The sequence below is a fragment of the Pseudonocardia autotrophica genome, assembly GCF_003945385.1.
Taxonomy (GTDB): domain Bacteria; phylum Actinomycetota; class Actinomycetes; order Mycobacteriales; family Pseudonocardiaceae; genus Pseudonocardia; species Pseudonocardia autotrophica.
On sequence record NZ_AP018920.1, the window covers coordinates 3,761,724 to 3,775,431 of the forward strand.

The 13,708-nt window shown below is 75.4% G+C and carries 12 protein-coding genes; 6 read left to right on the top strand and 6 right to left on the bottom strand.

Going from position 1 to position 13,708, the window contains the following annotated elements; all coding sequences use genetic code 11:
* Position 1: 1 nt before the first annotated feature.
* The 4 genes from Pdca_RS17555 to Pdca_RS17570 are packed head-to-tail and all read left to right on the top strand — an operon-like array spanning position 2 to position 4,543.
* Positions 2-964, top strand: a complete 963-nt coding sequence (locus tag Pdca_RS17555; RefSeq protein ID WP_085911260.1) for an ABC transporter permease — start codon at positions 2-4, stop codon at positions 962-964.
* The gene (locus tag Pdca_RS17560; protein WP_085911101.1) at positions 961-1,830 is read left to right on the top strand and encodes an ABC transporter permease; all 870 of its coding nucleotides are present in this window, start codon (positions 961-963) and stop codon (positions 1,828-1,830) included. Before Pdca_RS17555 ends, Pdca_RS17560 begins: the two co-directional genes overlap by 4 nt.
* Positions 1,827-3,434, top strand: a complete 1,608-nt coding sequence (locus tag Pdca_RS17565; protein WP_085911102.1) for an ATP-binding cassette domain-containing protein — start codon at positions 1,827-1,829, stop codon at positions 3,432-3,434. The genes Pdca_RS17560 and Pdca_RS17565 overlap by 4 nt, the downstream gene beginning before the upstream one ends.
* Complete coding sequence (locus Pdca_RS17570) at positions 3,431-4,543, top strand: serine hydrolase domain-containing protein (RefSeq protein ID WP_085911103.1); 1,113 nt, start codon at positions 3,431-3,433, stop codon at positions 4,541-4,543. The genes Pdca_RS17565 and Pdca_RS17570 overlap by 4 nt, the downstream gene beginning before the upstream one ends.
* 113 nt (positions 4,544-4,656) lie before the next feature.
* Here the strand turns inward: Pdca_RS17570 and Pdca_RS17575 are convergent, their stop codons facing one another.
* The 4 genes from Pdca_RS17575 to Pdca_RS17590 are packed head-to-tail and all read right to left on the bottom strand — an operon-like array spanning position 4,657 to position 11,119.
* Positions 4,657-5,280 (bottom strand): malonic semialdehyde reductase, encoded by a 624-nt coding sequence (locus tag Pdca_RS17575; protein WP_232021024.1) that lies wholly within the window; start codon positions 5,278-5,280, stop codon positions 4,657-4,659.
* Between the two features lie 56 nt (positions 5,281-5,336).
* Entirely contained in the window at positions 5,337-6,254 is a 918-nt protein-coding gene (locus Pdca_RS17580) for an aldose 1-epimerase family protein (RefSeq protein ID WP_085911104.1), read from the bottom strand.
* Between the two features lie 27 nt (positions 6,255-6,281).
* Positions 6,282-9,884, bottom strand: coding sequence for an AAA family ATPase (locus tag Pdca_RS17585; RefSeq protein ID WP_085911105.1), 3,603 nt, complete (start codon positions 9,882-9,884; stop codon positions 6,282-6,284).
* Complete coding sequence (locus tag Pdca_RS17590) at positions 9,881-11,119, bottom strand: metallophosphoesterase family protein (protein WP_085911106.1); 1,239 nt, start codon at positions 11,117-11,119, stop codon at positions 9,881-9,883. The genes Pdca_RS17585 and Pdca_RS17590 overlap by 4 nt, the downstream gene beginning before the upstream one ends.
* Positions 11,120-11,367: 248 nt before the next feature.
* Between Pdca_RS17590 and Pdca_RS17595 the strand changes: the two genes are divergently transcribed.
* Together Pdca_RS17595 and Pdca_RS17600 are read left to right on the top strand one after the other, a co-directional pair.
* Positions 11,368-11,550 (top strand): hypothetical protein, encoded by a 183-nt coding sequence (locus Pdca_RS17595; RefSeq protein ID WP_125911450.1) that lies wholly within the window; start codon positions 11,368-11,370, stop codon positions 11,548-11,550.
* Positions 11,547-11,774, top strand: coding sequence for a hypothetical protein (locus Pdca_RS17600; protein ID WP_085911108.1), 228 nt, complete (start codon positions 11,547-11,549; stop codon positions 11,772-11,774). Before Pdca_RS17595 ends, Pdca_RS17600 begins: the two co-directional genes overlap by 4 nt.
* A gap of 17 nt (positions 11,775-11,791) precedes the next feature.
* Here the strand turns inward: Pdca_RS17600 and nhaA are convergent, their stop codons facing one another.
* Entirely contained in the window at positions 11,792-13,042 is a 1,251-nt protein-coding gene (gene nhaA / locus Pdca_RS17605; RefSeq protein ID WP_085911109.1) for a Na+/H+ antiporter NhaA, read from the bottom strand.
* A gap of 46 nt (positions 13,043-13,088) precedes the next feature.
* Positions 13,089-13,706 (bottom strand): bifunctional 4-hydroxy-2-oxoglutarate aldolase/2-dehydro-3-deoxy-phosphogluconate aldolase, encoded by a 618-nt coding sequence (gene eda / locus Pdca_RS17610; protein ID WP_085911110.1) that lies wholly within the window; start codon positions 13,704-13,706, stop codon positions 13,089-13,091.
* Positions 13,707-13,708 lie beyond the last annotated feature (2 nt).

Consider the following 13,708-nt stretch of genomic DNA (forward strand, 5'->3'; position numbering starts at 1 on the left):
GCTGACCAAGATGATCCTGAAACGGCTCCTGGTGAGCCTGCTGGTGCTGCTCGTGGTGTCGCTGCTGATCTTCGCCGCGACGCTGCTGCTGCCCGGCGACCCGGCCCGGGCGATCCTCGGCCAGCAGGCCACCCCGGAACGGGTGGCGGCGCTGACCGAGCAGCTCGGCCTCGACCGGCCCGCCTGGGAGCGCTACCTGTCCTGGCTCGGCGGTGTCGTCACCGGCGATCTCGGCTTCTCCGCAGCCACCCAGGGCCCGGTGTCCGAGCTGCTCGGCGGCCGGATCGCCGCTTCCGCGCTGCTGCTGGTGCTCACCGCGCTGATCAGCACCCCGGTGGCGCTGGCGCTGGGTGCCTGGGCGGCCACCCGCCGCGGCACCCGCACCGACTCGATGCTGTCCGGTTCCAGCCTCGTGCTGGCCGCGCTGCCGGAGTTCGTGATCGGTGTGCTGCTGGTGGTCCTGTTCGCCACCTCGGTGCTGCAGATCCTGCCGTCGGTGACGATCGCACGGCCCGGGGAGCCGGTCTGGGCCCGCCCCGAGCAGCTGGTGCTTCCGGTGCTGACGCTCGCCCTGGTGGTGATCCCCTACGTCGTGCGGATGACCCGCGCGACGCTGTCCGAGGCACTGGACGCCGGGTTCGTCGAGATGGCCCGGCTCAAGGGCCTGCCGGAGCGCACCGTGCTCGTCCGGCACGCCGTGCCGCACACGATCGGGCCCGTCGCGCAGGTGCTCGCGCTGCAGCTCGCCTGGCTCGCCGGCGGCGTCGTCGTCGTCGAGTTCCTGTTCCGCTATCCCGGCATCGGGCAGGCGTTGATCGACGCCGTCGCCAACCGGGACGTCCAGGTGGTGCAGGCGATCACCCTCATCATCGCGGCGTTCTACGTGCTCGTGAACCTGGCCGCGGACGTGGCCGGGATCCTGGCCGATCCGCGGATCCGTCACGCCTCGGGAGGTGGCGCATGAGTGCCCCCACTGTTCCTGCAGGACTGCTGCGGCGCACGTTCCGCCGCCGCCAGGCCCGGATCGGGGCGGTGCTGACCCTCGTCGTGGTGGCGGTGGCGCTGCTCGGACCGTTGCTCGGCCCGCTGCTCACCGGCCACGGGGTGGACGACTTCGCCGGCCGGCCGTTCCAGTCCGACGGGGTCGCCGGCACCGACGACCTCGGACGCGACGTGCTGACCCGGTTCCTCGCCGGCGGCGGCCCGGTGCTGCTCTACGCGCTGGCCGCGACCGCGATCGGCATCGTCGGCGGCGCGATCGCCGGGATGCTCGCCGGGTACTCGGCCGGTGACCGTCGCAGCAGGCTGGACGCGCTGATCATGCGCGGCGGCGACGTGCTGCTGTCGTTCCCGCAGCTGGTGCTCGCGTTGCTGGCGGTGGCCGTGCTCGGCTCGTCGGGCTGGCTGCTGGTGCTGGTCATCGGGATCACGCACATCCCCCGGGTGGCGAGGGTCGCCCGGCAGGCCACGCTGTCGGTGGCGGGCCAGGACTACGTGCTGGCCGCCCGGATGTACGGCGTGCCGCGGCGGCGGATCCTCGCGACCGAGGTGCTGCCGAACATCACCGGGCCGCTGATGGTCGAGCTGGGCCTGCGCCTGACCTACTCGATCGGCTACGTGGCATCGCTGTCGTTCCTCGGGCTCGGCGTGCAGCCGCCCGCATCGGACTGGGGCCTGCAGATCAACGAGAACCGGATCGCGCTGATCGTCACGCCGTGGGGCGTGATCCTGCCGGTGCTCGCGATCGCGGTGCTGACCGTCGGCACGAACATGATCACCGACGCGCTGGCGAAGGAGTCGGCCGACACGACCGGGGAGGCCGCATCATGAGCGACGCCGATTCCAGCAGCACGGGCACGACGATCGAGTGCACCGGACTGCGGGTGGCCACCACCGGCGGCCGGGAGGTGTTGCACGGGGTGGACTACGCCGTCGCCCCCGGCGAGATCCTGGCGCTGGTCGGCGAGTCCGGATCGGGCAAGACCACCGCGGCGCTCGCGGCGCTCGGGCACTTCCGGACCGGGCTCGCGCACACCGGCGGCACGATCACCTTCCGCGGGCACACCGAGTCGCACGACGACCTGCTCGCGGTGCCACCGGCGACGATCCGCGGGATCCGTGGCCGGCTGGTCAGCTACGTGCCGCAGGACCCGGCGCTGTCGCTGAACCCGCTGCTGCGGATCGGCACCCAGGTGTCCGAGGTACTGGTGGCGCACGGCTACGACGGCGACGTCGACGAGCGGGTGCGGGAGGTGCTGACCGATGTCGGCCTGGACTGCGACGAGACGTTCCTGCACCGCTACCCGCATCAGCTCTCCGGCGGGCAGCAGCAGCGGGTCGGGATCGCGGCCGCGTTCGCGAACCGGCCGGACGTCGTCGTGCTCGACGAGCCGACCACCGGACTCGACGTGACCACCCAGGACCTGGTGCTCGACACCGTCCGGGAGCTGGTGACCCGATCCGGGACCGCGGCCCTCTACATCACCCACGACCTGGCCGTCGTCGCCGGGCTGGCCGACCGGGTGGCCGTGATGCAGGCCGGTGAGGTGGTCGAGACGGGGACGGTGCGCCAGGTGCTCACCGCACCCGAGCACCCCTACACGCAGAGCCTGATCGCGGCGGTGCCCGATCTCGACCGGATCGTCGAGCGGGACTCCGTGCCCTCCGGCGACGGCGCGGGCACCCCGCTGCTGCGGGTGTCCGGGGCCGGGAAGCGCTACGGGCCCACGACCGTGCTCGACGGGATCGACCTGGAGCTGTGGCCCGGCGAGTGCCTGATGCTGCTCGGCGAGTCCGGCTCGGGCAAGACGACCCTGGCCCGTGGTCTGGCCGGGCTGCTCGATCTCGACGCCGGGTCGCTGTCGCTGCGCGGTGAGCCGCTGGCGACCCCGCGCAGCTACGCCCAGCTGCGCAGCGTGCAGTACGTGTTCCAGAGCCCGTTCGCGTCGCTGAACCCGCGCCGGACGGTGGCCAGCTCGCTGGAGGTGCCGCTGCGCCACCTCACCGATCTGGACGCCGCGGCGCGGCGGGCCCGGGTACTGGACATGCTCGGCCAGGTACGGCTGGACGACACGTTCGCGGGCCGCTACCCGGGCGGGCTCTCCGGCGGGGAGCGGCAGCGGGCGGCGATCGCCCGGGCACTGGTCACCGCGCCGGACGTGCTGGTCTGCGACGAGGTCACCTCGGCGCTCGACGTCTCGGTACAGGCGGCCATCGTGGACCTGCTGGCGACGGTGCGCCGCGAGCTGGGCACCGCGATGCTGTTCGTGACGCACAACATCGCGCTGGCCCGCGAGGTCGCGGACCGGATCGCGGTGCTGCAGGGCGGCCGGATCGTGGAGCAGGGCACCGTCGAGGAGGTGCTGGCGAACCCGCAGCACGCCTACACCCGGGAGCTGCTGGAGCACACGCCGTCGATGGCCGCGGTGCGGTGAGGCCGCACGGCACGGTGGCGGCCGGGTTCTCCGCGGTCGCGGACGCGTTCGCCGAGGTGCTGGCCGCCGCGCGTGGCGGCGCGGCGTTCTCGGTGGTGCGCGGCGGGGTCCCGATGGTGGAGCTGCACGGCGGGCTCGCCGATCCGGGCGCCGGGCGGCCCTGGTCGGCGGACACCGTCGCGGTGCTGTTCTCCGGCACCAAGGGGCTCGCCGCGACGGCCTGTGCGGCGCTCGCCGACCGGCTCGATCCGGACGCCCCGGTGGTCCGGTACTGGCCGGAGTTCGGGGCCGCGGGCAAGAGCACGGTGCGGGTCGGGCAGGTGCTCGCGCACACCGCGGGACTGCCCTACGTCGATCCGGAGCCGTCGCCTGCCGAGACGCTCGACGACCGGGCCGGTGCCGCGGCGCTGGCCCGGCAGGCACCGTTGTGGGAGCCCGGAACCCGGGTCGCCTACCACGCGCTGACCTGGGGGCATCTGGTCGCCGAGCTGATCCGCCGGGTCACCGGCGATGATCCGCGGACGGTCGTCGAGGACGTCGTCGGGCGGGTGGCCGGCGCGCGGGTGTTCCTGACGACCCCGCCGCCGGCACCGGCCCGGATCATCCGGGACCGCGGCTACCGGCTCTCGACGTTCCTCGACGACGCGCAGCGCCGGCGCACCGTCGAACGGATGTACCGGGTGCTGCTCGACGACGCCGACGCCGTCAACGCACCCGGCTGGTACCGCTCCGGGGCGCTGGCCGGAGCCGCGGTGGCCGGGGCGCCGGCGATCGCCCGGCTCTACGGCGCGCTCGCCGATCCGGCCCGCTCACCGGTCCCGGCCGCCGCGCTGGCCCGCGCCGTGCGCACGCACGCGGAGGGCACCGACGCGGTCAACGACCGGCCGCTGCGGTTCGGCCTGGGCTACGAGCTCGCCGATCCGCTCGGCACGTTCGGCCCGGAGCCGATCGCGTTCGGGCACAGCGGGGCCGGCGGCGGACGGCACGGCGCATGGCCCGAGCACGGTGTGGGCTTCTCGTTCCTCACCAACGAGATGCACGCCGAGGACGTCGACCACCGGGCCGCCCGCCTGCTCGGCGCGCTGCACAGCTGCCTGGGACCGGGCTGAGCCGCCTGCCGGGATGAGCCGCCTACCGGCCGGCGCATCTCAGGCGATGTCCCCGGCGGGGTGTGTCAGCCGGTGTCTCGGGTGGTGTGTCAGGCGGAGTCTCAGCCGGTGCGTCAGGCGAAGGTGAGGACGTCCTCGGCGGCCAGCCGCGGCAGCCGCGGGTACCAGGCGTCCGGGCCGGGATGGCCGATGTTCACCACGAGCAGCGCCCGCTGCCGGCCACCGGGGAGGAACTCCTCGGTGACGGCGTCGGCGTCGAACCCGGCCATCGGACCGGTGGCGAGGCCGTGCGCGCGGGCGGCGAGCAGGAAGTAGCCGATCTGCAGGCCTGCGTTGAACCGCGCCATGCCCTCGCGACCCTCGCGACCCTGGGCCTCCATGTTGTCGCGCAGGTCCGGCTTGATCGGGAAGGTCACCGGGGAGTGCTCGTGGAAGTCCAGGTCCGCGGCGAGGATCGCGGTCACCGGGGCCTGCTCGGACTTGGCGCGGTTGCCATCGGCGAGCAGCGGCAGCAGGCGCTGCCTCGCCTCGTCCGAACGCACGAACGTGATCCGCAGCGGCTGCGTGTTCGCGGCGGTCGGCGGCCACTGGGCGAGCTCCCAGATCGCGCGCAACGTCTCGTCGGACACCGGCTCGTCGGTGAACGTGTTCGCCGTACGGGCCTCGCTGAACAGCACACTGCGGCCGGCGTCGTCGAGTACGGGCAGGCGCAGGGGGAGCTGGGTCTCGGTCGTCACAGACGATAGAACGCTCAATCAACTCCGCCGGATTCCGGCTCGCACCGTGAAGTGGATCACCCGGTGGCGGTGATCCCCCAGTGCAGCACCTGCGCCTCACCCGGGATCAGCTCGATCAGGTCGGTGCCCGAGTTCAGCGCGTCCGGCGGGCAGGTCATGGGCTCCACCGCGACCGCCCTGGCCCCGGCCAGCGCCCCGTCCGGCCCGTGCCGCGGGAAGTCCGCCGGGGTGAACACCTGCACCCAGCCGAACGCCGGCTCCGCCCACAGCTCGGTGCCACCGCCGTCCGGGGCGACCACCCGGTGCCGGACGAGCCCGTCGCCCTCGACAGGCACGCAGCCGCCGAACGCGTCGTCCAGCTCCAGCCCGGCCAGCGGGGTCCCGGCGAACGGGCGCTCCAGCGGCTCCGGCGGCCCGTCCGGGAGCTGGTCGCGCAACGGCAGCCGGGTCCGGGCGGCCAGGGTCAGCTCCAGATCGTCGGCCGGGACGTCGCCGACCCGCAGGTAGGGGTGGAAGCCCAGGCCGAACGGGACCGGCGCGGACCCGAGGTTCTCCACCTCGGTCTCGACGCCGAGCCCGCCGGCACCGACGGTGTAGGTGATCCGGATCCGCACCGGCTGCGGCCAGCCCGGCTGCGCCGCAGCGACCGCCGCCAGCACCAGCCGGTCGCCGGCCCGGTCGACGAGCGTCCACGGGACGTGCCGGAGCAGACCGTGGATCGCGTTGCCGGCGCCGGGCTCGGTCAGCGCGAGCTGCTGCCGCGCGCCGCGCAGGCTCCATCGCCCGCCGCGGACCCGGTTCGGCCACGGCGCGAGCACCGCGCCGGAGCCCTTCGCGGGCCGGGCGGTGGGCGAATGCGGCTCCACCCGGACCCGGCCGCCCTGGACGAACCCGGCCAACCCACCACCGACCTCGTCCACCTCGGCCCGGGAGTCCCCGGAGACGATCACGAACCGCTCACCGCACGCGTCCATCCCCGCAGTGTGCTCGACCGGTACGGGTCAGCCGGCGAGCGGGGTGGCACGTGCGGCACCGGCGTCGAGCAGCGGTTCGATCCGCGACGGCGGGCCCAGCTCGGCGACGGTGAACTCGACGCCCGTCGCGCGGGCCAGCCCGACCAGATGCTCGTGATGGGTGAACAGCAGCACCTGGGCGGATCCGGCCAGCTCGGCGAGCACCCGGATCGCGGCCGGGGCACGCTCGTCGTCGAAGGTCATCAGGACGTCGTCGAGCACCACCGGCACCGGCGGCAGCCCGGCCGCGACCCGGTCGGCCTGCAACTGCTCGATCCCGGCCAGCCGCAGCGCCAGGTGGACCTGGTCCGCGGTGCCCTCGGAGAGCGTCGGCGGGGTCAGCTCCTCACCGTCGGCACGGACCGCGACCAGTGTCCGGGCGCCCGCCCCCGGCTCGGACGGCGGGCGCAGTGCCACGAACCGGCCGCCGGTCAGCCGCTCCAGCAGCGCACCGGCCCGGACCAGCAACGGCGAGGCGTGGCTGCGCTCATAGGCGTCCAGTTCGCGGCGCAGGATCTCGCGCTGCAGATGCAGCACCAGATAGCGCTCCGCCGCGTCGGCGACGCCCGCGAGCTCCTCCTGCGCGCGGGCGTGCAGCTCGGCGGCGCCCTCGGCGTCCTCCAGCTCGCGGCGCCGGGCACGCAGCCCGCCCAGCTGCTCGCGCACGTCGTCCTGCTCGGCACCCAGCTCCCGCTCGTGTGCCTCGGCCCGCTCCAGGGCCTCCACCAGTGCTCCCGGCTCGGCGCTCAGGCTCACCCCGCCGGCGCCGGTGGGCGGCTGTGCACTCGGATCGGCCGCCGACGCCACGAGCTCGCCCGCGTCGAGATCCGGTGCGGCGGCGGCCAGCAGCCGGGACTGCTCGGCGATCCGCGAGTCCAGTTCGGCCACCACAGCGCCGCGCTCGGCAGCGGCCTCCAGCCCGCCCGGTTCCATCGCCTCGGTCAGGGCCAGCTCGACGGCGAGCCGGTCCAGCACCGCCCCGGCGGTCGCGACGTCGCGGGCGGCCCGCGCCGCGGCGTCCTCGGCGTCGACGATGCCGTCGTCGAGATGCCCCGCCGACACGGCGGCCTTGGTGACCTCGCGGACCCGGTCGGCCAGCTCACCGAGCCGGTCGGCGGAAGCGGTGCCGGTCGGAGCCCGGTCCAGGTGCCGCTCGACCAGCGCCGTGACGGCCTTGCGGTGCGCGTTCACCGCCCGCTCCAGGCGGGTGGCCTCCTGATCGTCCTGCCGGGCCAGCGCCCCGGCCTGCTGGGCATCGGCGACGGTGTCGCGCCGGGTTCCCCAGCCCGACGGCTCCAGGTCGGTAGGCAGGCCCGCCCCGCGCAGCGCGAACCGCCAGCGCTGGGTCGCGAGCTCGCGGTCGTGCCGGGCGGCGTCGGCCGCTCCCCCGGCCCGCTCCGCCTCACTGCGCAACCGGGACAGCAGCACCTGCCGGTCCCTGGCGTGCCCGGCTTCGACCGCCAGATCCTCGGCGGCGACCAGCAGCACGTCCAGCGGTGCCCCGTCGCGCGGCCGCCCGGCGGCGGCCAGAGCCGTGCCGAGTGCCCGCTCCTGCTCGTCGGCCTGGTCGCGCAGCCGGGCCAGTCGCTCGTCGGCGCGGGCCACCTCGTCCTGTGCGCGGGAGGCGTCGGCGAGCGCGGCGACGACGGTGTCGGCGTCGTCCGGGTCGGGCACCGCGACGCCGTGCGCCCGCCACAGCGTCGTCCACGCCGATCCGGCCACGTCGGCCTGGCCGCGGGCCCGCTCGACCACCCGGCCCGCCTCGGTCAGCGCGGTCGCCGCGGCGGCCAGCTCGGACTCCTTCTGTGCGAGCTCGGCGACCCGGTCCGCGGAGGCGATCATGTCGTCGGCGACCCGGTCGGCCGCGGCGACCGCTGCCGCGACCCGCCCGGCCGCGGCCGATGCGGCGCGGTCGTCGGCGGCCAGCAGCCGGGTGACGGCATCGTCGCGCTCCGCGCGGGCGGCGGCCAGCGCGTCGGGCCCGACCGGGCGGCCACGGGCCACCACCCCGTCGCGGGTGGTCCGGGCCCGGTGCTCGCGCTCGGCGGCGTCGGCGGCCGCCCGCTCGGCAGCGCGCAGCTCCTGCTCGGCAGCGCGCAGCGCCGTGCGGGCCGACCGCACCTCGCGCACCGGCGGGGCGAGCACCGCGACCTCGGTGCCCGGCCCGGAGGCATCCGCACCCGGCCCGCGGTAGTCGGCCGCGGTGAGCGCCTCGGAGCGCCGGGCACGTGCGGTGTCCCGCTCGGCGATCGCCGTCCGGCAGAGCTCGGCCGCGGATCCGTCGGCCTCGATCGCCCGCCGGACCTCGGCGACCCGGCCGACCCGCTCCGGATCCAGTCCGCCCGGCACGTCGGCCGTCTCGCGCACCTCGGCGAGTGCCTCGGCGTACACCCGCTCCGCGCGCTCGGCCTCGACGATCGCGTCGTGCAGCCGGCGGGCGATCTCGTCGAGATCGCGGGCCCGGTCGGCGGGCAGGTGCACCGCGGCGAGCCGCTCCCCCGCGCTGCGACCGTCCTCGGCGACCAGCCCGGCCAGCGCCGACTCGGCACGCCGGTGTGCCTCCGCGGCATCGGCCCGCAGCCGGGCCGCCCGCTCGGCGTCGGCGCGGCGGGCCTGGGCCGCGGACTCCAGCTCGCGCACCCGGCTCGCGTCGGCCAGCAGGTCCTCGTCGAGGTCCAGCTCGGCCCGGTCGGCCCGTAACGCGTCGGCCCGCTCGCGGTGGCTGTCGCGCTGCTGCTCGGCGGTGGCGCGGTCGGCGGTGGCCCGGCTGTACTCGGCGAGCGCATCGGCACCGAGCGCGGCGCCGGTCGCGCACTGCGCGGCCCGCTCGGCGCGCAGCGCGGCCAGCTCCCGGGCCGGTTCCCGGGCACGCAGGGCCTGCCGGGCCCGGTCGGCGCCGTCGGCCGCGGTACGCCGCGCGCGGGCCAGCTCCGCCGCCCGGCGCTCCAGCCGGGCGATCTCGTCGGCGACCGCGGTGACCTCGCCCGCGCGCGAGGTCCGCTCGGTCGCCACCTGCTCGGTCTCGGTGAACCGGGCGAACGCGGCCCGCACCGTCACCGACCGGTTCCCTCGGTGCTCCTTGAACAGCGCGTCGGCCTCGGCGTCGAGCGCGGCGATCAGCGCGCGCGCGTCGCGACCGCTGCGAGCGGTGAACACCAGCTCGGCGAGGTCCCCACCGCCGGTGCACAGCTTGCGGCCGCCCTCGCGCAGCTGCTCGTGGCCGAGCCCGAAACCCTCCCGCCAGCGCCGGCGGGCCTCGGCGCCGCCGGGGCCCCACGGCGCGTCCAGCGCGACCTCGGCCGGACCGTCCGGGTCGCCGGACACCCGATGCAGCCCACGGGTGGTGCGCCGCAGCAGCTGCTCACCGTCGGGACCGTCCACCCGGGCGGACACCGCGAGCCGGGCCGGGCTGAACGCGTAGCCGTGCCGGACCGGGCGGGGCATCCCCCAGAGCAGGTCGGACAGCGCGTCGAGCAGGGTCGTCTTGCCCGCCTCGTTCGGCCCGGAGACCACGGTCAGGCCCCGGCCGAGCGTGAGCTCGCGGCCCTCGTAGGCGCCGTAGCGTTCCAACACCAGGGTCCGCAGGTTCACCGGTCGCCCTCCGTCCCGGCCATCCGGGCCAGCAGCTGCTGCTCGGCCTCGTGGGCCAGCGCGGCCAGGCGCGCGTCGTCACGCAGGTCCAGCAGGCCGGCCTCGCGCAGCCGGCGCCCGACCTCGCGGTCGAGCGGGGCGGCCAGTTCCCGGATCCGGTCCGGGTCACCGGCCAGCCCGGCGGCGGCGGCCGAGACCGCTGCGGTCAGCTCCGGATCGACGGCGAGCGCATCGGCCGGGGGCCGGGTCCGGTTGCGGATCTTCTCCAGCACCGCGCCGGCCTGCCCGGCGGCCAGGTCGAGCTCGGTGCGCACCCGCTCGGTCTCGGTGAGCTCGGCCGCGGCCGGACCGGCGCCGTGCAGCGTCACCTGCGCGACGACGGCGCGCGGCGCCGCCTGCACGCACCGCTCGCGCAGCGCGGCACCGGCCGCGTCGAACACCTCGTCGGCGCCGGCGAGGCCGGTGATGTCCACCTCGACCAGCTCCCAGCGCGCCACATCCAGCACGAGCGGCTCGATCGACGCGGGGCCGCCCGGCTCGACCTCCACCAGCAGCGCACCCTTCGGGCCGCGTTCCTGGGGGTGGCGGCCCTGCAGGTTCCCGGAGAACGCGGCCTTGTGCGGCCCGTCGCAGACCGTGCGCTGCTCGTGCACGTGCCCGAGCGCGAAGTACTCGTAGCCGCAGCCGGACAGGTCCTCCGGGCGGCACGGCGCGTAGGTGTCGTGCCGGTCGTCGCCCTGCACCGAGGTGTGCAGCATGCCCGCGTTGACCAGGCCGGGGATCCGGTCCGGGTAGGCGGGGACCAGGTTCTCCAGGACGGCCCGGCGGGCGAAGCCCTGACCGTGTACCGCCAGGCCGACGTCGTCGAGCACGACCGTCTCCGGTGCCTGCACCGACAACCGGTGGGTGTTCGGCGGCAGCCGCAGCGACCGGGTGATCTCGGACTCGGCGTCGTGGTTGCCGTTGATCAGGAACACCGGGATGCCCTCGTCGTGCAGCCGGGACAGCTGCCGGACGAAGAAGGCGCCGGTGGCGTAGTCCTTCCAGTCGCCGTCGTAGACGTCGCCGGCGAGCAGCAGCGCGTCGGCCCGGTGATCGACGACGGCGTCGACCAGGTTCTCGCAGGCCCGGCGGGTCGCCGCGCGCAGGGTGCCGGCCAGCTCGGAGTCGCCGAGCCGGGCCAGACCGCGCAGCGGGCTGTCCAGGTGCAGGTCGGCAGCGTGCACCAGGCGCATGGCGGCTCCGTCCTGTCCCGGCCCGGTCCTGCCCGGGGTGATCGTCGAGGGGCGCGCCGAGTGTAGGAGAGGGCACCGACAGCGACCGCGACGCGACCCGGCGCGTCCGCGATCCGTCGTGAAATCGCAGCTCAGGTGCCCCAGGACACAGAGCGGCGCCCACCACATTCGGATGCGAGGTAAGGGTGCCCTGAGCAAGCATGGTGGATCCGACTCCGACAGCTCCCCGGGGGCCGTGAACGATGATCATGCTCTGCGAACGGTGCTACGGCCCGATCGATCCCGACACCGAGGGCCACTACCGGCTCTCGCACATCGACCACGCCGACTCCGCCGGCAACATCACCTGGCGCGAGGCGGCCGTGCACACCGCAGCCTGTGCGGCGGCCGGCAGCCGGTTCACCGCCGAGTGGCAGGACCGCGCGGCATGACCCGCCACCCGCTCTGCGAGCGGTGCTGGAACCCGATCGACCGCACCGCGGAGCCGCTCCGGATGAACACCCTGTGCGGTGTCGCAGCGGACGGCGCCCCGGCGCGGACGTTCGTGCACGCGCTGCCCTGCCTGGCACCGGACACCGGCGACTGGGACGCCGCCCGGCGCGGCCTGTCCCCCGCTGCCGTCCGGCACGCGGCCGCGCGCGCCGACCACCGCTGACCGGGGCCCCGAGCGGCTCAGGAGCGCTCGCGGTCCTCGGCGAGCCGCCGGTGGTGGGCGTTGCGGATCCGCAACAGCACCGTCGCCAGCAGCACCGCGGTCACCGAGCCGGTCAGTACCCCGATCTTGACGTGATCGTCCTCCGGGGTCCCGGTGCCGAACGCCAGCTCACCCACCAGCAGCGACACGGTGAACCCGATCCCGGCGAGCTGGGCCAGCCCGAGCAGGTCCCACCAGCCCAGGTCGTCGGAGAGCCGGGCCCGGGTGAACCGCTGCACCAGCCAGGTCGAGCCGAGCACGCCGACCGTCTTGCCCAGCACCAGCCCGGCGATGATGCCCTGCGTCACCGGGTCGGCGAGTGCGGCGCCGATCCCACCGCCGTCGACGACCGACACCCCGGCGGCGAAGAAGGCGAACACCGGCACCGCGATCCCGGCCGAGATCGGCCGGACGAGGTGCTCGATCCGCTCCGCGGGCGATCGCCGCCCGGGATCGGGCCGCTCGCCGCGCCGGGCCAGAACGGGCACGGTGAAACCGAGCAGCACCCCGGCGACGGTGGCGTGCACACCGCAGGCGTGCACCAGCGCCCAGGTCAGTGCGGCGAGCGGCAGCAGCAGCCACCAGGCCCGCAGACCGCGCTGCACGGCCAGCGCGAACAGCCCGAGCGGGACCAGCGCCAGCAGCAGCGGCGCGAATGACAGGTCGTCGGTGTAGAACACCGCGATGATCGAGATGGCCAGCAGGTCGTCGACGACGGCCAGGGTCAGCAGGAACATCCGCAGCGCCGGCGGCAGGCTGCTGCCGATCACCGCCAGCACGGCCAGCGCGAACGCGATGTCGGTGGCCGTCGGGATCGCCCAGCCGACCAGCGCGTCCGGGTTGGCCAGGTTGATCGCCACGTAGATCAGCGCCGGGGCGATCATCCCGCCGACCGCGGCGGCGACCGGCAGCACCGCTTTCGCCGGGTCCCGCAGGTCGCCGGCCAGGAACTCGCGTTTGAGCTCCAGCCCGACGACGAAGAAGAAGATCGCGAGCAGCCCGTCCGCGGCCCAGGTCGCGACCGTGAGATCCAGGTGCAGCGCCGCCGGGCCGACCGAGAACCCGGAGAGCGCGAAGTAGGCGTCGCGCCATGGCGAGTTCGCCAGTACCAGCGCCAGCACGGCGGCGCCGACCAGCAGGAATCCGCCGACGGACTCGCCCCGCAGGGCGTCGGCGATACGGGTGAGCGGGTGCGAGGTCTTTACGGGGCTCCGGGGGTCGGCGGGCATGCGTCATCGATCGCCGACCAGACTTCCCGGCACACCGGGAAGGACTCTAGCCCAGTGCCGCCGCGGCCGCCGCGAGGGACCGGATCCGGTCCCAGTCCCCGGCCGCCACCAGGTCGGACGGGGTGAGCCACGACCCGCCGACGCAGGACACGTTGGGCAGCGCGAGGTAGTCCGGCGCGCTGGCCACGGTGATCCCGCCGGTCGGGCAGAACCGCAGGTCCGGCAGCGGGCCGGCGACCGAGCGGAGGAACGGGCGCCCGCCGGCCGCCTCGGCCGGGAAGAACTTCATCGCGGTGTGCCCACGCTCGGCGACGGCCAGCATCTCCGAGATCGACGAGGTGCCCGGCAGCAGATCGAGCCCGGAGTCCTCCATCGCGTCCAGCAGTCGCGGGGTGGCGCCCGGGCTGACCAGGAAACGCGCCCCGGCGTCGACCGAGAGCCGCACGTCGGCCGGGGTGCGGACGGTGCCGGTCCCGACGACGGCGTCCGGCACCTCGGCGACGATCCGGCGGACCGCCTCGGCGGCTGCCGGGGTCCGCAGGGTCACCTCGATCACCGGCAGTCCGCCGTCGACCAGTGCGCGGGCCAGCGGGACGGCCGATCCGGCGTCGTCCAGCACGACCACCGGTACGACCGGGGCCAGTTCCAGCAGCTTCTCGCTCATGG